This is a genomic window from Mesorhizobium sp. LMG17149, assembly GCF_024518695.1.
Taxonomy (GTDB): domain Bacteria; phylum Pseudomonadota; class Alphaproteobacteria; order Rhizobiales; family Rhizobiaceae; genus Mesorhizobium.
In genome coordinates this window covers 126,042-144,071 of the sequence record NZ_JANIFL010000011.1, presented here as the reverse complement: position 1 = coordinate 144,071, position 18,030 = coordinate 126,042, and the positions used below count along the sequence as shown (strand labels likewise).

Sequence of the window (18,030 nt, the reverse complement as noted above, 5' to 3'; positions counted from 1 at the left end):
GGCCTGCCGCATGTCTTTCAAACGCAGTATTGCCGCAGGCCTCATGGTTTTCCTCGCCATTTGCGGCGCCATGCCGTCAGCGCGTGCCGAGCCGTTCAAAATCGTCGGCTTCGGCGACAGCCTGACGGCGGGCTATGGCCTTGGGCCTGACCAGGGCTTTACCGACAGGCTGCAGGCTGCCCTTCGCGCCAAAGGCCATGATGTGAGCGTCGCCAATGCCGGCGTTTCCGGCGACACGACGAGCGGTGGCCTGGCGCGGCTCGACTGGTCGGTGCCCGACGGCACGCAACTGGTCATCCTCGAACTCGGCGCCAACGACATGCTGCGCGGCGTTTCGCCCGACATCACCAGGAAGAACCTCGACGAGATGCTGAGCAAGCTGAAGCAGCGCAAGATTGCCGTGCTTCTGGCCGGCATGCGTGCCGCACCCAATCTTGGCCCCGACTACCAGAATGCGTTCGACGCCATTTTTCCGGACCTGGCGAAGAAATACGACGTCGTACTCTACCCGTTCTTTCTCGACGGCGTCGCCGGCCAGCCCGGCATGCAACTCGAGGACGGCCTGCATCCGAGCGTTGAAGGCGTCGACCAGATAGTCGAACGCATCCTGCCGACGGTCGAGAAGGTGATCGCGGCAGTGCCGGGCGATTCCTAGCGGATTGGAACTGTTTCCGCGCAGGGGGCTTTTAACAGGGACTGTGACCAACAAACCTCTTGCTCCGTTTGACTATCGATGATTCGCTGGGGATGACAGTTCGATTCGAGGAAGGGAGGCTCTTCATGCCGCGTCTTTTCACCGCCCTCGAAATTCCGCGTGACGCTGCCCTTTCGCTGTCCCTGCTGCGGGGCGGCTTGCCGGGAGCCCGCTGGATCGATGTCGAAAACTACCATCTGACGCTGCGCTTCATCGGCGATGTCCCCGGCCATGTCGCCGACGAGATCGCCAACGCGCTCGACCGCGTCCACCGCCCTTCCTTCTCGCTGGCGCTGTCCGGCGTCGGCGCTTTCGGCCAGAAGAAGCCACATGCGGTGTGGGCAGGCGCTTCCGCCTCGCCCGGTCTGGCCGCCCTTCAGGGCGAGATCGACCGCATCTGCCAGCGGCTCGGCATCCCGGCCGATCCCCGCAAGTTCATGCCGCATGTCACGCTGGCACGCTTACGCAATTCGACCCCGCTGGACGTCGCCCAATATCTGTCGGCGCGCGGCAATTTCTCGACGCTGCCGTTCCGCGTCGGCCGTTTCGTGCTGATGTCGTCGCGCGATTCGGTCGGCGGTGGACCCTACATCGTCGAGGAAGCCTGGCCGCTGTCAGGCACGGACGCCCGCGCGTCCAGCCTTGTCGCCAGCGCCTCCGACGCCTCGCGGATCATGCGATAGGCGGAAGCGAAGGCTTCTGCCTCGTCATGATAAGGATCCGGCACGTCGCGTGCCTTTCCCTGCGCGAACTCCAGGAACAGATGGATGCGGTCCTGCACGGCTGCCGGCGCCAGCGCCTTCAGGTCGGCGACATTCGACCGGTCCATGCCGAGGATCAGGTCGAAACGGTGGAGGTCCTGCGGCGTGACCTTGCGCGCCCTTTGCCCGGAAATGTCAACGCCGTGCCGCACCGCGACCGCGATCGCGCGTCGATCGGGGGCAGAGCCGGCCTCCCAGTCACTGGTTCCCGCTGAATCGAGCAGGATATCCCGGGCCGACCCGCGCTCGGCCCAAACCGCGCGGAAGACACCTTCCGCCAGCGGCGACCGGCAGATATTGCCGAGGCAGACGAAGAGAATGGAGTTTATGGGCTTCGCGCTCATCGATCCGTCGCTATGGTAAGGGTCGTTTTCGAATATCACAGGATATGGACATGGCGAGAGAGAAACTGGGCAGGCAAGCCGCTGAAGCCGCATTGACCGGTCTTGACGGCTGGGCGCTGGCGGAAGACGGCGCTTCCATCAAGCGCACATTCACCTTCGCGAATTTCTCCGAGGCTTTCGCCTTCATGACCCGCGTCGCGCTTGCCGCCGAGACGATGGACCATCATCCCGACTGGTCGAATGTCTACAAGACCGTCGATGTGACGCTGAACACTCACGACGCCGGCGGCGTCACCGCGCTCGATATCGATCTGGCCAAGAAAATGAACCGTTTTGCCGGCGCCTGAGGCCTGGTATCGCCTCGACAAGCCCAAATCGGCACCGGCATCTTGTAGCCGGGGTCGGGTTTCACCACATTTTCCCCCGCGGGCATGCGCCGGATGCGCATGGGCGCTCGCAAGGAGACACTGATGGCGCAACAATCCGGTTTTGATTTCTTCGGCTTTGGCGGCAAGCTGGCAAACGAGAGCGAAGTGCGCGAGAAATTCTGGCGCACAGCCAAGAAGGCCGCGCGGCAGATCCCCTACATGGAAGAGGTCGTGGCCGCCTACTACTGCGCCATGGACAAGAACACCCCGCTGCGCGCCAAAGGCATTCTGCTCGCGGCGCTCGGTTATTTCGTGCTGCCGGTGGATGTCATCCCCGACTTCGTCTTCGGGCTTGGCTTCACCGACGACATCGCCGTGCTCACCGCCGCGATCACCGCCGTCAGTGCCCACATCACCACTGCGCACCGGCAAGCCGCCAGGGACGCCATGGCCGACAAGGGCTGAACTCACGCACGGAACGCCGTTGAAGCCGGCTTTCTGCGGCAGCGTAAAAAGTCAAACTCTTGCCGCTTTCGTGGCCTCCAAGTCGCCAAAGGGATGTCGCGCCAGCCGCTCGCAAGGCGGCGGCGCGGGAATGGCGGCGGTTTCCTCGGGTAAGGATCCTTTTCTCTTCGGAAATTCACCGTTTGGTAACCCAGATTAAATCAAAATGAAGCGACGGGCAGGACGCCAAGCCGGCCTGCCTCCGCACCATTTGGAATACGGGAAAAGCGATGCGCGGATTAATTGCACTAGTTTCGAGCCTGGTCCTGGTGGCCGTGGCAGCGCCGGCGCTGGCGCAGTCGGCGACCAAGATCGGCCAGCACAATGCCTGGGGCACCTACAGTTACCAGGCATCGGGCGGCAAGGTCTGCTATGTCCTGACCGTGCCGACCGACAAGCAGCCGCCTACGCTCGATCATGGCGACATGTTCTTCTTCGTCAGCCAGCGGCCCGGCCAGCAAGTGTCCTACGAGCCGCAATTCATTGCCGGCTACAACTTCCAGGACGGCTCCAAGGCCACCGTGACCATCGACAAGAAGACGTTTTCGATGTTCACCCGCGGAAAATCGGCCTGGGTCGAGAATGCCGCCGAGGAGCCGGTGCTGATCGCCGCCATGAAGACCGGCACCGACATGAAGGTGACGGCGAAGTCCGGCCGCGGCAATCCCACCTCCTATGTCTTCTCGCTGAAAGGTATTTCGGCGGCGCTGACGTCGATTGCCAAGTGCAAATAGGCAAGGAGTGCAGGCACGCACTTCGCTTTGAATGAAAGGCCGGGCCGCGAAGCCCGGCCTTTTTGCTTTCAGCCTTGCGCCGATCCCGGCCCGGCCTCCGCCCGCCGCCGCCGGATCGCCTCGGCGATGAAAACACGCGACAGCGCGTGGTAGAGCGGCTCGTGCGAGATCATCCGCGCCGTACCGTAGCCCAGCATCGAGGCCAGCATCAGCGCGATGACATTGTCGTGATTGCCGGTCATCTCCAGGATGATGACGAAGGCCGTCATCGGCGCCTGCACCACCCCGGCGAAATAGCCGGCCATGCCGAGCAGTGCCGCAGCCCCCGTGCTGGCGCCGAAGAGGAGGCCGAGCGAACTGCCGATGCCGGCGCCGACCGCCAGCGAGGGCGCGAAGATGCCGCCCGGAATGCCCGAGATCATCGACAGCAGTCCCGCCAGGAACTTTTCGGCAAAGAAGAACCATGGCAGCGGCGTGCCTTCGACGGCGCCCCGTGCCTGCACGTAACCGGTGCCGAAGGTCAGCCCGCCCGAGGCGATGCCGATCACTGCAACCAGCAGCCCGCAGACGGCCGCGACCAGCAAAGCGCGCTGCAAAGGCTGCCCAGTGTTCCAGCGCCGGATCCGGCGTGTCGCCTTCAACGCCAGCAGCGAAAACAGCGCGCCGAGCCCGCCGCCGATGACGCCGCAGGCGATCACCAGCGGCCACTCGGCGGCAAACGAGATCGTGTCCTTGGCGACGCCGAAATAGGTGTAGTTGCCGAGCAGGCCGAGCGAGGCGAGGCCGGCCAGGATCACCGCCGTCAGCACCAGCCCGTTGGTACGCGCCTCGTAGGTGCGGCCCATCTCCTCGATGGCGAAGACGATGCCGGCCAGCGGCGTGTTGAAGGCGGCGGCGATACCGGCGGCCGACCCGGCCAGGATCAGGCCCCGCGCCTGCGCCATGCCGCCCCAGCGCGCCGCCTGCAGCATCAGCGACGCGCCGACCTGCACGGTCGGACCCTCGCGGCCGATCGAGGCGCCGCAGAACAGGCCGACGATGGTGAGCATGATTTTGCCGACCACCAGCTTGAGGGACAGGATATGACTTCGGTCCTCGTCGTCGCGAAGATGGCGGGCGGCGATCGCCTGCGGAATGCCGCTGCCTTGCGAGCCGGGAAAGAAGGTGTGGGCAAGCCAGGCGCACAGCACGAAACCCAACGGCGTAACGGCAAGCGGCAGATAGAAACGCCAGCCGCCTCCGTCTCCTGTCATCAGGTGAAACAGTTCCTGCGCCCTGTCCGCCAGCACCGCGAACAGCACGCTGATCACACCGATGCCAAGCGCCCCGGCCCAGAACACCAGGCGCGGCTGCCACACCCGCCGTGAGCCCCACATCGCGCGCGAACGCCGCAGCATGGGATATCTTCGCGATGTGCCGGCCATGTCTGTCCTCGAGCGGGGAGTATCGAGCCCTAACACGTGCAGGCCAGAGGTTAAACCGGCACAACCCATGACTCTGCCCTCAACCTGTGCTATGCGCCGCGCTTCCTTTCCGGCACGATGCGTGAAATCGGCCGCAAACCGCTTATATCAGTGCAACCATGACCCTTTCATTCGATCTCACCACTGACGGCGCCCGCGACGCGTTGCGCGCCCGCGCGGCACAGCCCGAAAAGCCGTCGCTGATCGGCCTGACGCGGGTCGAGCTCGCCGAGGCTCTGGTTGCATCAGGCACTGTGCCCGAGCGCCAGGCGAAAATGCGCGCCCAGCAGCTGTGGCACTGGATGTATGTGCGCGGCGTCTCCGATTTCGCCGGCATGTTCAACATTTCCAAGGATCTGCGCGCCGAACTGGACAAGCACTTCACCGTCGCCAGGCCCGAGATCGTCGAGGAGCAGATTTCCGCCGACGGCACGCGCAAATGGCTGTTCCGCTTTCCGCCGCGCGGCGCCGGCCGGCCGGTCGAGATCGAGACTGTCTACATTCCCGAAGAGGGTCGCGGCACGCTGTGCATCTCCTCGCAGGTGGGCTGCACGCTGACCTGCTCGTTTTGCCACACCGGCACGCAGAAGCTGGTGCGCAATCTGACGGCTGAGGAGATCCTCGCCCAGCTGCTCACCGCCCGCGACCGGCTCGGCGATTTTCCCGACCGCGACACGCCCGACGGCGCCATCGTGCCGGCCGAGGGCCGCAAAGTGTCCAACATCGTCATGATGGGAATGGGCGAACCGCTTTACAATTTCGAAGCGGTCAAGAAGGCGCTGCTGATCGCTTCCGACGGTGACGGCCTTTCCTTGTCGAAGCGCCGCATCACGCTGTCGACCTCCGGCGTCGTGCCGGAAATCTTCCGCACCGGCGAGGAGATCGGCGTCATGCTGGCGATCTCGCTGCATGCCACCAATGACGATCTGCGCGACCTGCTTGTGCCGATCAACAAGAAGTATCCGCTCAACGAGCTGATCGCCGCCTGCCGCGCCTATCCCGGCTTGTCGAACGCCAGGCGCATCACCTTCGAATATGTGATGCTGAAGGACGTCAACGATTCCATCGAGGACGCCAAGGGCCTGATCAAGCTGCTCAAGGGCATTCCGGCCAAGATCAATTTGATCCCGTTCAACCCGTGGCCGGGCACCAACTACCAGTGCTCGGACTGGGAGACGATCGAGAAATTCGCCGATTACATCAACAATGCCGGCTATGCCTCGCCGATCCGCACGCCGCGCGGCCGCGACATCCTCGCCGCCTGCGGCCAGCTCAAATCCGACTCCGAGCGCATGCGCAAGGTCGACCGGCTGGCGCTGGAAGCGATGATGATAGCGGGGCACGGCGAGGCGTGAGCCGCCCCGTCGCCTGGCTAAGACGCTTCGCCATCATGGCGGTCGGCTATGTCGCCGCGGTGCTGACTTCGATCCTGGTGCCGGTGCTGCTGATCGCTCTTCTGGAAGGCATCGAGGACGGCAATTGGTCCATCATTTTCGCCTTCGACTGGCTGGGCTCGTTCCCGCTCGCCGTGTTGACCGTGATGATCGGCGCGCTGTTGATCGTCGGTCCGGCGCTCTTCGTCGCCGAACGGTTTTCGCTGCGGGGATGGTTCTACTTCGCCGCCACGGGTGCGATCACGTCCATCGCCTTTGGCGTATCCATGCCGCGCTCGGCCAGCAGCTTTGTCTTCAATCCGGGCTTTCTGGGTTTTCTCGCCACCGCCGGCATCGCCGCCGGTTCGGTCTACTGGCTTCTGGCTGGACGCAGATCCGGCACGCGACAGACTCTGGGCCGGGATTGATGGCGCGTCTCGTCGGCTATCTCATCCGTTTCACCGTCATCCTGTTCGGCTATGCCGTCGCCTCGCTGGCGGCGAGCGCCTTCCTCAACATCCTGTTGCTGGCATCGCTCGGCTACACGCCGGAGCATGCGCACCCGACGGCGACGGCTTCCCTGTATTTCTCAATTCCCTTCGCCGCCCTGTTCGTCGCCTATTTCGCCCTGATGCCGGCCTCTGTCGTCATCCTGCTTGCCGAAATCCTCGGCCGGCGCGACTGGCTGTTCTATGCGCTGGCGGGCGCGGTGGTTGCCGGTGTTTTCCTCGGGCTTGCCGACCACAGCGGTGACACCGCCTTCGCCGTCAGGGACACCAGCGCCATCATGGCCGTGATCGGCAGCGGCATGGTCGGTGGTATCTTTTATTGGCTCAGCGCCGGGCGCTGGGCCGCAAGCTGGTGGCAAGGCGAACCAGACTCAAAAGAAGATGGCCAGACAGGATGACGGCGCCTACTTCGCCTGGGCCGTCAGGATCTTGAGGGCGAAGGCGGAGAACACGCCGGCGAAGAGATAGTCGACCACCCGCGTGACGCGCGGGCTGGCCTTCATCGCCGCCGAAAACTTTTCCGCCGCCAGCACCATCGGTACCGTCACCGGCACCGACAGCACGATGAACATCAGCCCAAGGAAAAACAGCTTTCCCGGTGCGTTCGGATCATGCGCAGAGACGAACTGCGGCAGGAAGGTCATGAAGAACAGGATGATCTTCGGATTGAGCAGATTGACGCCAAGGCCCGCCGCCCAGCTGCGCAACAGCGAAATCTCGGGGCCTGTCTTCTTCTCCGGCGAAAAGGCCGAGCCCCTGGTGATTGCCTGCCAGGCCAGGAAGACGAGATAGCCCGCGCCGAAGATCTTCAGCACGAAGAAAGCCATCGGCGAGGCGACGATCAGCGCCGAGACACCGACAACCACCAGCGTGGTGTGGATCAGCGTGCCGCACAGCGCGCCGGCCATCGAGGCAAAGCCGGTGGCACGGCCCTGGTTGAGCGTGCGCGAGACGAACAGCGTCATGTCCGGACCCGGCGTGATCGCCAGGATGACCGTGGCGATGGCGAACTGGATCAGCGTGGCGGTGTCTGGAATGAACGACATGAGCGGCCCCAGGGAATTGGGAGGCCTATACAGGATGCGCCATGACGATGCCAGACACAGCAGCCACCCGATGTCGATCCAGAAGGCGTCCGCAAGGCATTCGCTGGACGGCCGGCCGCGGCGTCCTATGCCTGCCTGCTCAGCCGCATCCTCGCCGGCTCCTCCGCGACGAGTTGATCGTTGCGGTGATCGGCGTCCCCGGTGATCTGGTCGATCGGCTTGGGCCGGCCGAGGAAATAGCCTTGCGCCTCGTTGCAGCCTTCGACCTGCAGGATGGTGAGCTGGACATGCGTCTCGACGCCTTCGGCAAGCACCGGAATGTCGAGGCTGCGGCCCAGCGTCAGCACCGCCCGGATGATGGCCTTGGCCTGCGGGCTTCGCTCGACGTCAGCCATGAACGAGCGGTCGAGTTTGATCTTGTCGAAGGGAAACGAGCGCAGCGTATCGAGCGATGAATAGCCGGTGCCGAAATCGTCGATCGCGATCGTCACCCCCAGCGCCTTGATCTGGCGCAGGACATGCAGCGTGCGCACCTTGTCGGCGACGATCGTCGATTCGGTGAGCTCCAGCTCCAACCGTTTCGGCGACAGCCCGGTCTCGATCAGGATTTGATGGATGAGCTTGGCGAGATCGGCATGGGCGAACTGTACCGGTGACAGATTGACCGCGATCTTGTGGCCATTGCCCCACGAGGCCGCCTGGCGGCACGCGGTCCGCAGCACCCATTCGCCGATCGCCATGATCGAGCCGTTCTCTTCGGCAATCGGGATGAATTCAGCGGGCGGAATCATGCCGTGCACGGGATGGGTCCAGCGCAGCAGCGCCTCGTAGCCGCAGGTGGCGCCGGTCGGGACCGAGGTCTGCACCTGATAGTGCAGCGAAAGCTCGCCGCGGTCGATCGCCTGGCGAAGGTCGGAGGCCAAGGCACGGCGCGCCCGCGCCGTCTCGTCCATGGCGGATTCGTAGAAGCAGACGGCTCGCGTGACGTCGTTCTTCGCCCGGTACATGGCAAGATCGGCATTGCTGACCAGCCGCTCGCGGTCGGCTCCGTCGCGTGGATAGACCGCGACGCCGATGCTGGCGCCCGCGGCGATTTCGAAATCGTCGAGCCGCAACGGCTCGAACAGCGACTTCTCCAGCCGCGAGACCAGCCCGAGAAGGTCCTTCTGATCCTTGAAGCGCTTGATCGCGGCGAACTCGTCACCGCCGAGCCGGGCGACGAACTCGCCGTCGCCGGTGAGTTTCGCCAGCCTGCGGGCGACGATCTTGAGCGCCTGGTCGCCGGCCGCATGCCCCCTGAGGTCGTTGATCTCCTTGAAGCGGTCGAGATCGATGACGATGACCGCCGTCATTGTGTCCTCGCCCTCGCGTGCCCGGTCGATCTCATGGTCGAGGCGGTCGTTGAAGGAGACCCGGTTGGGAAGGCCGGTAAGGGCGTCGTTGAGGGCGAGATGCTGAAGCCGCTCGAAACTCTCCAGACGGCCACGCTCATCGATCAGATAGCTGGCGAAGCCGGTGGCCGCGACGATCAGGCCCACCACGGCGACGGCGACCGCCATTGCCACCAGAATATCGGGATTGGTGCCTGTGCTGATGAAGGACAGCGGCGTCACCGCCACCGCGGCCATAGCCGTGAAATGCAGGCCGACGATCGCCAGCACCAGCAGCCCGATAGCGAGATAATGCGACCAGCGGTATGGCCGGCGCACGGCATGGCCGACGGCCAAGGCGGAGAACACCGCCGAGATGACCAGTGAGGCCACGACATAGGAGCCGTCCCATTCGACGATGCCGGCAACGTGATAAGCCATCATGCCGGTGTAGTGCATGGCCGAGATCGCCAGGCCAACGACGATGCCGCCCCATTCCGGAGCCAGGCGCCGGCTCTTGCCGGATGCGAGGGTGAAGCCCAGCCCGGTGCCGATGATGGCGATGACCAGGGATGCCATGGTCAGGACCGGATCGAAGGTGATCGGCGCGCCGGGCTGGTAGGCCAGCATGGCGATGAAATGGGTGCACCAGATCGACGAGCCGGCGGCAACCGCGGTCAGGAACAGCCAGCCCTTCATCTGCACGCCGGTGGTTTTCCTCGAACGGTCGAAGAGGCCGATCGTTACCCAGCAGCCGGTGACGCACATCAGCGCCGCCAGCAGGACAAGCCACAGATTATGCTCCATGGCGATGCATGATATAACGCGCATCAAGAACGGCCCGAGTCCGAGGACACCCACGACAAAGCAGGCAAGAAGCCGCCCGGAACGTGGTCAAGGCGGCTTTGTCGTAAGTGTTAGCGGCACGGCGTGAAAACTTGATTAAGTCCCTCCAGCAAATGCAGCCTTTGATTGCAGCAGATTGTTTTCGCTGCCGGCCGCCCCCGGCCATGCGCTGGACCAGAAGCCGTGCATGCACGCGTGCTTGCTCGCTCTGCCGTTCCTGCTAAAAGGCGCTGCGACAATCCGTGACGCCCAGGCTGGGGCGTCCGCCATCGACGGAGTAGAAATGTCCAAGGCCAAAGACGTCAAAAAAGTCGTGCTTGCCTATTCAGGCGGTCTCGACACATCCATCATCCTGAAATGGCTGCAGACTGAACTCGGCGCCGAAGTCGTGACTTTCACCGCCGATCTCGGCCAGGGCGGCGAACTCGAGCCGGCCCGTCGCAAGGCCGAGATGATGGGCATCAAGGACATCCGCGTCGTCGACGTGCGCGAGGAATTCGTGTCCGACTTCGTCTTCCCGATGTTCCGCGCCAACACCGTCTATGAAGGCACCTATCTGCTTGGCACCTCGATCGCGCGGCCGCTGATCTCCAAGCATCTGGTCGATATAGCGCGGGAAACCGGCGCCGACGCGATCGCGCATGGCGCCACCGGCAAGGGCAACGATCAGGTGCGCTTCGAGCTTTCGGCTTACGCATTGAACCCCGACATCAAGGTCATCGCGCCGTGGCGCGACTGGTCGTTCAAGTCGCGCACCGACCTGATGAATTTCGCCGAGCAGCACCAGATCCCGGTGCCGAAGGACAAGAAGGGCGACGCACCGTTCTCGGTCGACGCCAACCTTTTGCATTCGTCCTCCGAGGGCAAGGTGCTGGAAGACCCGTGGGTGGAGCCGCCCGAATTCGTCCACCAGCGCACCGTTTCGCCGATGGACGCACCTGATACCGTCACCGAGATCGAGATCGAGTTCCTGAAGGGCGATCCGATCGCGCTGAACGGCAAGAAGCTGTCGCCGGCGACCATGCTGGCGGCACTCAACGATCTTGGCCGCGACAATGGCATCGGCCGGCTCGACCTGGTCGAGAACCGCTTCGTCGGCATGAAATCGCGTGGCGTCTACGAAACACCAGGCGGCACGATCCTGATTGCCGCCCACCGCGCCATCGAATCGATCACGCTCGACCGTGGGGCCGCCCATCTCAAGGACGAGTTCATGCCGCGTTACGCTGAGCTGATCTACAACGGCTTCTGGTTCGCGCCCGAACGGCTGATGCTGCAGGCGATGATCGACAAGAGCCAGGAAGAGGTCGAGGGCACGGTGCGCCTCAAGCTCTACAAGGGCAACGTCATGGTCACCGGCCGCAAGTCGAAGAAGACGCTCTATTCGGATGCGCTGGTCACCTTCGAGGACGACCGCGGCGCCTACGACCAGAAGGACGCCGCCGGCTTCATCCGTCTCAATGCGCTGCGGCTGAGGACGCTGGCCGCGCGCAACCGCAAGGGTTGACAGCTCTGTTGATCGCCAAGGGCGACACGCGCCAAGAAACCCGAGGGAGCCGCCAGGTTTATAGTTTGACCTTCTCGCAACTTCATCTTACGTCTCTTGTGGGATGATGGGGTTTGACAATGAAAACTGGTATTGTTCTTCTGTTTCTGGCGACGGCCGTCTTTGCAGGGAGCCAGTCTTCGCAGGCAGCCGGCAAGCGCGAGCCGAAGGCGGACTTGAGCAGCTGCGTCACCTCCGTCCAGGCGGCATGGGGCCTCACGTTCAAGCATGACATCGCCTCTTTCATGGGCGTCTCGCAGGAGCGGATGCCGGCTCTGTTTTGCCAGCGCATTGCCGAAGGGCTGCACAGCGGGCGGATAAGCTACTCCGACATAAACAACCTGCAGCTCGACCAACCTACCGAAATCTGGATGGTCATCAAGGGCAAGGCAAAGGCGGCTACGCAAGCCCCGGCGCCGCGGAACCCCAAATTCCGTACCTGCAACGGTACCACTGGTACCTTCCAGATTCCCGTTTCCCGGAAATGCCCGTTGAGCGGCTACGCGAATTATTGAGAGTAATGTGACCCTGCGCTCGGCCACTCTTGGAACCGGTTTTCTGCCCGCGTTGACCGTCCTGGCGAACGTGGCTGTCGCCAAAGCCGACGACTATGACCCCGCCTCTCTCGACCTTCCGGCGCTGATCGAGTGCAGGGCGGACGTTCCGACCTACAACGACTTTGCCCTGTGGCTGTCCAGCGCACCGGGCGCCGTTGAAACGCTTGGCTGGAAGGAGGTTGCCTCGGGCAATCCGTTTCTCAGCCAATACGAACTGCCGGCCAAAATCCGCGTGTTCAACCGCGAGACAGGATCGATCGTGTTTACCGCTGCGGGGCCGATGGCCGTGCTCGACGGCGTTGCCGCGCCGGAGCTTGCCGAAGAACTCAACGTCATGGCCGTTTTTTCCACGCCGCAAAAATTCCTTGGCGAGAAGGTCGTTGTCCAAAACACCGAAGACTCGGAAGGATTGACCTTCTCAACGGACGTCAAGCTCAACGTCTCGACCGTCGAGTCGCACCCCGGCAAGACCCTGGCCGGCTGCTCCTACACGCTCGAAATCAAATAAAAACCCGGCATTCGCGCCGGGTTTTTGATCAAGTCAGAAATGGCCGGGGCCTTCTGCCCGGTGCATGGTCCGTCAATCGCCGTCGATCGCCGTGGCAATGCGGGCGATGGCCTGCTGATAGACGCTCGCGGAATTCCAGCCGGCAATCGCGCCCATATTCGCACTCGCGCTCGCGCCCGCCCGCCAGCCATGGCCCTTGAGGAAGTTGGCGGTGGAAGCCAGCGCCGTGCCCTTGTCGCGCAGGTTTCCGCCGCCGACGCCATATTTCAGGACGTTTCCTGGCAGGAACTGCGTGTGTCCGATCTCGCCATGCGCGGCGCCGACCGACGAGGCTGACAGCGCCCCGCGATCAACCAGCTTCAGGGCTGCAATGGCATGCGGGTAGAAGAACCCCGGGCGGCGGCAATCATAGGCAAGCGTCAAAATGGCAGAGACGGTGTTCTGGTTGCCCATGGCCGAACCGAAGCCGGTTTCCATACCCCAGATGGCGAGCAACACGCCCGGCGACACGCCGTAATTCGCTTCGATCTTGGCGAACAGCGCCGCATTCGACTTTTTCAGCGACCGGCCCTTGGAAATAATCGCCGCGCCGCCGCGCCGCCGCATGAAATCGTCCACCGAGCCGCTGAAAGCCTTGTGAATGCCGCGGTCGACGGAGATCGTCTTGGTCGCGTAGTTCGCCCCGGCCAGAGCGGCCAGCCCCTTGGCGCCTACACCTTCCGACCTGGCCTGCGCGGCAAAATCCTGCTTCCAGGCCTCGAAGCCGGCGCCGGTCTTGCCGCAGCTGGCCGCTGCCTGTGCGCCCGTCGCCAGCGCAAGCACCGCCACCACGGCCGCTGCAAACATCTTTCCCTTGGCAAGAATTGCCATGTTGATCTCCTGGTTGCCTGAATCACGTCCCAATTGCGAACTTGCCAGCGAAACGCGCACTTGTCACTGTCACCGCTGCAATGCTGGCGAATGCCGTGGAATTTGCCTAGGATCAAGTGATTATTGTGGCAAGGGGGCTGCATGCAAGACGTTGATGTCGTCATCATCGGTGCCGGCTCGGCGGGTCTTGCCGCCGCCAGGACCCTGCAGGCCGCGGGGCTTTCCTTCACGCTGCTCGAAGCGATGGACCGAATCGGCGGGCGAGCCTGGACCAGCGACCAGCATTTCGGCGTGCCTTTCGACATCGGCTGCGCCTGGCTGCATGCCGCCGACCGCAATCCCTATTTTCCCGAAGCCCAGGCGGCAGGCTGGACGTTGCATCATCACGACATGAACGTCGATCATCTCTACTACCGCGAGCGCAAGGCGAGCGAAGCGGAAGAAGCCGACATGAAGGCCGCCGACGCAAAGCTGTTCGAACTGCTGGCCAGGCATGAAGTGAAAGACGGAGATGACGATCGTCTTTCGGCGCTTTTGGCAAAAGGCCATGCGCCGCGCGCCGCCGCCACCTTCGCCGGGCCGATGGATTTCGGTGCCGACGAGGACGAAATCTCGATCCTGGACTTCCAGGCCGCGGCCGATCTCGACCCGAACTACTTCAGCAAGGAGGGCCTTGGCGCGCTGGTGGCGCGTTTCGGCGCCGGCGTGCCGGTCGAACTGTCGACGCCGGTGCGCAAGATCCTGTGGGACGTGCCCGGCGTCGCCTGCGTCACCGATCGCGGCACCGTCCGCGCCAAAGCGGTGATCGTAACCGCTTCGCCGGCGGTGCTCGCCTTCGAGGAGATCGCGTTCTCGCCGGCCCTGCCCGACACGCATTTCGGCGCCTTCTTCGACCTGCCGATGGGCATGCTGACCAAATTGCCAGTCGAAATATCGGGCACCAGGCTCGGGCTGCAGCCCTTCGACGACCTGCTGATCGAACGGATGGCCAGGCACGACATCTACTTCCTCTGCTTCCCGTTCGACCTTGACTTGATGGTCGGCTTCGTCGGCGGCGATTTCGCCTGGGAAATGTCGGCGGCCGGCGAGGCGGCCGGCATCGACTTCGTCGTCGACCGGCTGTGTGGCATCTTCGGCGGCGATACGCGCAAGCATGTCGGACGCGCAATGATGACCAATTGGGGCGGCGAGCGCTTCGTGCGCGGCGCCTATGCCGCGGCCCGCCCCGGCCGTTCACTGGCGCGCATGGCCCTTATGCAGCCGGTGGCCGACAAGATTTTCTTTGCCGGCGAGCATCTGGCCGGCTCGCTGGTCCAGACCTGCGGCGGCGCGCGGCTGTCGGGCGAAGCGGTGGCAAGAGAGGTTGTCGCCCAGCTTGCGGCCAAATAGCTTCAGGCAATGTGGAACACCGCGCGGCTGTTCGCGTTGGGCACGGGCCGCCGTGAACATTTGTGTCACCTCCGGTGAATTGAGACCGACATGAAACTCTTCGACTGTCCGCATTGCGGCCATCGCATCTATTTCGAGAACGCCCAGTGCCTGAACTGCGGGAACCCCGTGCTCTACGATCCCGAGCACGCCTGTTTCGCGCTGGCGGGCGTCGATGGCGTCTTCCAGTGCACCAACGCCGATGAATGCGCCTGCAACTGGATGGCGGAACCGGGTCACGCTTTTTGCCGCGCCTGCGTGCTGAATCAGCTGATCCCGGATCTCTCCGTCGACGGCAACCGCCGCCGCTGGATCCGTGTCGAAGCGGCGAAGAAGCGCGCCATCTACTCGCTGCTGGCCTTCGGGCTGCCGGTGGCGCCCAAGCAGAACCCGGCCGACGAGATCGGCCTGGCCTTCGACTTCCTCGGCGATCCGATCGGCGGCGGCCCCGGCGGCGAGCGGATTCTTACTGGCCACGACAATGGTTTGATCACGCTCAATGTCGCCGAGGCGGATTCGGCCGAGCGCGAGAAGCGGCGCGTCGAGATGGGCGAGAACTACCGCACCTTGCTCGGTCATTTCCGCCACGAGCTCGGGCACTATTACTGGGACCGCCTCATCCGCGACGATCCGCACAGGCTCGAAGCTTTCCGCGCACTGTTCGGCGACGACCGCGCCGATTACGAACAGGCACTGAAGGCCTATTATGCCAATGGTGCGCCGCCCGACTGGCAGCAAGGCCACATCTCGGCCTATGCAACCTCGCATCCATGGGAGGACTGGGCCGAGACCTGGGCTCATCACCTGCACATCACCGACACGCTGGAAATGGTGCACGCGCTGAACTTTCCGCTCGGCCGGCTGGAGACGGTGGAGGCCAACGACTTGCCGCGCGGCGACACAGGCGGCGGGTTGCAGGCCGCACCCTCGGAGCCGGCGACCGCGCCCGAGCCTTTCGAGAAGATCCTTGCCCGCTGGCTGGTGCTGTCGGAAGCCTCCAATTCGATCAACCGCTGCATGGGCCTGCCCGACCTCTACCCCTTTGTCATTTCGGACGTCACGGCACGGAAATTGGAATTCGTTCACGAACTTCTGACCGATTTGCCTGGAGAACACGGAACAAATCGTGAGTTGGCGCAGGCGCTTTAGCGGGAACGCATGAGCTGCTGCCCCGTTTTCGCTGGCGAGGGACCATGAAACGGAGAGAAACCATGAAATCCCTGTTGTTTCCTGCGGTAGCCGGAATGCTGACCGTGATGTCGGGCGCCGCGTTTGCCGATACCGCCGTCTCAGCCGTCACCGATCTTAACGTGCGCGCCGGACCCGGCCCGCAATATCCCGTGATCGGCGTGCTCGCCGCCGGCCAGTCGGCAACGCTCAATGGCTGCATCGAAAACAGCAAATGGTGCACCATAGCCGAGGCCGGCGGCCAGGGCTGGGTCTATTCCGACTATGTCACGGCCGATATCGGCGGCAGCCGCGTGGTGCTGACGGAACGGCGCTCCAGCGTTGCTGTCGTCTCGCCGCCGGAGGACATCGGCAACTACTCGACCGATTATACCGGCGCGATCATCGCCAGCGATCCGGTCGTGGATGACTTCCCGCCGCCTCCGGCTGAAATCCGCACCTATGTCGACACGCATCGCCTCGATCCCAACTATCTCGAAGGCGAAGTGGTGACCGGCGCGACCCTGCCCGACACCGTCGAGCTACGCGAGATTCCGGACTACAATTACCGCTATGTCTATGTGAACGGCCAGCGGGCGCTGATCGATCCGCAGACCCGGCGCATCATGTACGTCGTTCGCTGACGACAATCGGCACAAGCGGCCGCTGCGACTGCAGCGGCCGCCAGCAGGCGGCGCCGCCGCGCGGCGCTCTCCTGCGCTCTGGCCTAGTCCTTTGCGGAAAACCATTCCGATTTTCCCGGCCATCGGTTAGTCAAATAGGCGATGACTTTGGCAAGGGAGCCCGCGTGACCATCGATCCGTCCGCCTTCGAGCGTTACAGGCATTCGCCGAACGCCAGGACGACCTTACCGCGCCTGTTGCTCGGAACGGGCATCGTGGTCCTTTTTTGGGCAGCAACCACTGTGGCCGTGCTGGTCGGCGGCACCTATGCCTTCATCGCCTGGCAGGCGACCCCATCATCCGGCATTCAGGGCTTCCTCGCTTCGCCCCTCGGCATCCTCACCGCGCTCGTCTCGTTCGCCGGCATCTGGATCGGCCTGTGGGTCGCGATGCGCTGGGTGCATGGCGAGAAGCTGTCGGCGCTGCTCGGCAACAGCCGACGAGTTTCATGGCCCGACTTCCTCAAAGGGCTGATCGCGGTGCTGATCACGTCGTTCATATCCGAGGTCCTGCTCTATCTGCTGCAGCCGCAGATCACGCGTGGCCCGATCAGCCTGTCGTCCTGGCTGCTGTTTGCGATCCCGATCGCCGCGCTCACTTTGCTGCAGACATCCTCTGAAGAGGTGCTGTTTCGCGGCTATCTGCTGCGCGGTCTCGCCAACCGGTTCACGAGCCCGTTCGTCTGGGCCCTGCCGCCGGCCCTGCTGTTCACCTCGCTGCATTGGAGCGAGTTCGTCGCCAGCCATCAATGCTTGCGTGCTGGCGTCGATCGCCGCTTTCGCGCTGCTGCTGACACTTGTCGTCTACGCAACCGGCAATCTCGGCGCCGCCCTGGGTGCTCATCTCGGCAACAACCTGACCGGGTTTCTCTTGATCTCGCATCAGGAAAGCTACAATTCCTTCGCCCTGTTCAACGCCAAGCCGCTCGAAGGGCCGGGCTGGGCGACGTCGGATGCGGTTCTCATCGCCTTCATCGGCATCGCCTGCAGCCTGCTGACCATCGTGCTGCTTCTACATCCGCGTTCGCCGCTCAGGGTCGCCGCCGAGCTTCCGGACCGGACGAGCACGGCGTGGTCGCAGGCCGGGATCGACGCAATACGGTCTTTGTCTTGACTCTGCGGCCGATTTCCTGTCTACACGCCCCGAATTCCGCGACGAGTATCCCTCCGAGCAAGCCGACCAGGACGCCGAAACCTCTTTGAGGTGAAGTGCTGTAAATCGATCCTGGAGGCCAACACCCGGCAGCGCTGAGCGCCCCC

20 protein-coding genes are annotated in these 18,030 nt (G+C 63.7%); 15 read left to right on the top strand and 5 right to left on the bottom strand.

Features of this window, described 5'->3' with window-relative positions:
* Positions 1-10: 10 nt before the first annotated feature.
* Together NP945_RS24535 and thpR are read left to right on the top strand one after the other, a co-directional pair.
* Positions 11-655 (top strand): arylesterase, encoded by a 645-nt coding sequence (locus NP945_RS24535; RefSeq protein WP_127268358.1) that lies wholly within the window; start codon positions 11-13, stop codon positions 653-655.
* A gap of 125 nt (positions 656-780) precedes the next feature.
* Positions 781-1,377: an RNA 2',3'-cyclic phosphodiesterase gene (gene thpR / locus NP945_RS24530; protein ID WP_127268359.1), complete on the top strand. Its 597-nt coding sequence runs from the start codon at positions 781-783 to the stop codon at positions 1,375-1,377.
* Here thpR and NP945_RS24525 read toward each other — a convergent pair.
* Entirely contained in the window at positions 1,281-1,799 is a 519-nt protein-coding gene (locus NP945_RS24525; RefSeq protein ID WP_256747776.1) for a low molecular weight protein-tyrosine-phosphatase, read from the bottom strand. The two genes, thpR and NP945_RS24525, sit on opposite strands and share 97 nt — an antisense overlap.
* A 50-nt stretch (positions 1,800-1,849) precedes the next feature.
* On the opposite strand from NP945_RS24525, the gene NP945_RS24520 reads away from it, so the two are divergent.
* From NP945_RS24520 to NP945_RS24510, 3 genes are all read left to right on the top strand, one after another.
* Entirely contained in the window at positions 1,850-2,146 is a 297-nt protein-coding gene (locus tag NP945_RS24520) for a 4a-hydroxytetrahydrobiopterin dehydratase (protein ID WP_023811314.1), read from the top strand.
* A gap of 123 nt (positions 2,147-2,269) precedes the next feature.
* Positions 2,270-2,632, top strand: coding sequence for a YkvA family protein (locus tag NP945_RS24515; RefSeq protein ID WP_128307367.1), 363 nt, complete (start codon positions 2,270-2,272; stop codon positions 2,630-2,632).
* A 269-nt stretch (positions 2,633-2,901) separates the two neighbouring features.
* A complete protein-coding gene (locus NP945_RS24510) occupies positions 2,902-3,405 on the top strand; it encodes an invasion associated locus B family protein (protein ID WP_127268363.1) in 504 nt (167 codons plus the stop codon).
* Positions 3,406-3,473: 68 nt separating this feature from the next.
* Here the strand turns inward: NP945_RS24510 and NP945_RS24505 are convergent, their stop codons facing one another.
* The gene (locus tag NP945_RS24505; protein ID WP_256747775.1) at positions 3,474-4,829 is read right to left on the bottom strand and encodes a chloride channel protein; all 1,356 of its coding nucleotides are present in this window, start codon (positions 4,827-4,829) and stop codon (positions 3,474-3,476) included.
* 158 nt (positions 4,830-4,987) lie between these two features.
* On the opposite strand from NP945_RS24505, the gene rlmN reads away from it, so the two are divergent.
* The 3 genes from rlmN to NP945_RS24490 are packed head-to-tail and all read left to right on the top strand — an operon-like array spanning position 4,988 to position 7,148.
* Positions 4,988-6,223: a 23S rRNA (adenine(2503)-C(2))-methyltransferase RlmN gene (gene rlmN, locus NP945_RS24500; RefSeq protein ID WP_256747774.1), complete on the top strand. Its 1,236-nt coding sequence runs from the start codon at positions 4,988-4,990 to the stop codon at positions 6,221-6,223.
* Positions 6,220-6,669, top strand: a complete 450-nt coding sequence (locus tag NP945_RS24495; protein WP_127321011.1) for a hypothetical protein — start codon at positions 6,220-6,222, stop codon at positions 6,667-6,669. The genes rlmN and NP945_RS24495 overlap by 4 nt, the downstream gene beginning before the upstream one ends.
* Positions 6,669-7,148 (top strand): hypothetical protein, encoded by a 480-nt coding sequence (locus NP945_RS24490; RefSeq protein WP_256747773.1) that lies wholly within the window; start codon positions 6,669-6,671, stop codon positions 7,146-7,148. The genes NP945_RS24495 and NP945_RS24490 overlap by 1 nt, the downstream gene beginning before the upstream one ends.
* 6 nt (positions 7,149-7,154) lie before the next feature.
* On the opposite strand, the gene NP945_RS24485 is transcribed toward NP945_RS24490, so the two are convergent.
* Together NP945_RS24485 and NP945_RS24480 are read right to left on the bottom strand one after the other, a co-directional pair.
* Positions 7,155-7,796, bottom strand: a complete 642-nt coding sequence (locus NP945_RS24485; RefSeq protein ID WP_127271180.1) for a LysE family translocator — start codon at positions 7,794-7,796, stop codon at positions 7,155-7,157.
* A gap of 125 nt (positions 7,797-7,921) precedes the next feature.
* Positions 7,922-9,997 carry a bifunctional diguanylate cyclase/phosphodiesterase gene (locus tag NP945_RS24480; protein ID WP_256747772.1) on the bottom strand — a complete coding sequence of 692 codons (2,076 nt, stop codon included), beginning with the start codon at positions 9,995-9,997 and terminating at the stop codon, positions 7,922-7,924.
* 298 nt (positions 9,998-10,295) lie between these two features.
* Between NP945_RS24480 and NP945_RS24475 the strand changes: the two genes are divergently transcribed.
* From NP945_RS24475 to NP945_RS24465, 3 genes are all read left to right on the top strand, one after another.
* Complete coding sequence (locus NP945_RS24475; RefSeq protein WP_256747771.1) at positions 10,296-11,519, top strand: argininosuccinate synthase; 1,224 nt, start codon at positions 10,296-10,298, stop codon at positions 11,517-11,519.
* Between the two features lie 119 nt (positions 11,520-11,638).
* Positions 11,639-12,073: a hypothetical protein gene (locus tag NP945_RS24470; RefSeq protein WP_256747770.1), complete on the top strand. Its 435-nt coding sequence runs from the start codon at positions 11,639-11,641 to the stop codon at positions 12,071-12,073.
* A 7-nt stretch (positions 12,074-12,080) separates the two neighbouring features.
* Complete coding sequence (locus NP945_RS24465; RefSeq protein WP_256747769.1) at positions 12,081-12,623, top strand: hypothetical protein; 543 nt, start codon at positions 12,081-12,083, stop codon at positions 12,621-12,623.
* Positions 12,624-12,695: 72 nt separating this feature from the next.
* Here NP945_RS24465 and NP945_RS24460 read toward each other — a convergent pair whose 3' ends face one another.
* Complete coding sequence (locus tag NP945_RS24460; RefSeq protein WP_127271186.1) at positions 12,696-13,493, bottom strand: lytic transglycosylase domain-containing protein; 798 nt, start codon at positions 13,491-13,493, stop codon at positions 12,696-12,698.
* A gap of 141 nt (positions 13,494-13,634) precedes the next feature.
* Between NP945_RS24460 and NP945_RS24455 the strand changes: the two genes are divergently transcribed.
* The 4 genes from NP945_RS24455 (at position 13,635) to NP945_RS24440 (ending at position 17,973) form a co-directional block, all read left to right on the top strand.
* Complete coding sequence (locus NP945_RS24455; RefSeq protein ID WP_256747768.1) at positions 13,635-14,882, top strand: NAD(P)/FAD-dependent oxidoreductase; 1,248 nt, start codon at positions 13,635-13,637, stop codon at positions 14,880-14,882.
* A gap of 90 nt (positions 14,883-14,972) precedes the next feature.
* Positions 14,973-16,070 (top strand): putative zinc-binding metallopeptidase, encoded by a 1,098-nt coding sequence (locus NP945_RS24450; protein WP_256747767.1) that lies wholly within the window; start codon positions 14,973-14,975, stop codon positions 16,068-16,070.
* A 62-nt stretch (positions 16,071-16,132) separates the two neighbouring features.
* A complete protein-coding gene (locus NP945_RS24445; protein WP_256747766.1) occupies positions 16,133-16,732 on the top strand; it encodes a DUF1236 domain-containing protein in 600 nt (199 codons plus the stop codon).
* A gap of 164 nt (positions 16,733-16,896) precedes the next feature.
* Positions 16,897-17,973 carry a CPBP family intramembrane glutamic endopeptidase gene (locus tag NP945_RS24440; RefSeq protein WP_256747765.1) on the top strand — a complete coding sequence of 359 codons (1,077 nt, stop codon included), beginning with the start codon at positions 16,897-16,899 and terminating at the stop codon, positions 17,971-17,973.
* Positions 17,974-18,030 lie beyond the last annotated feature (57 nt).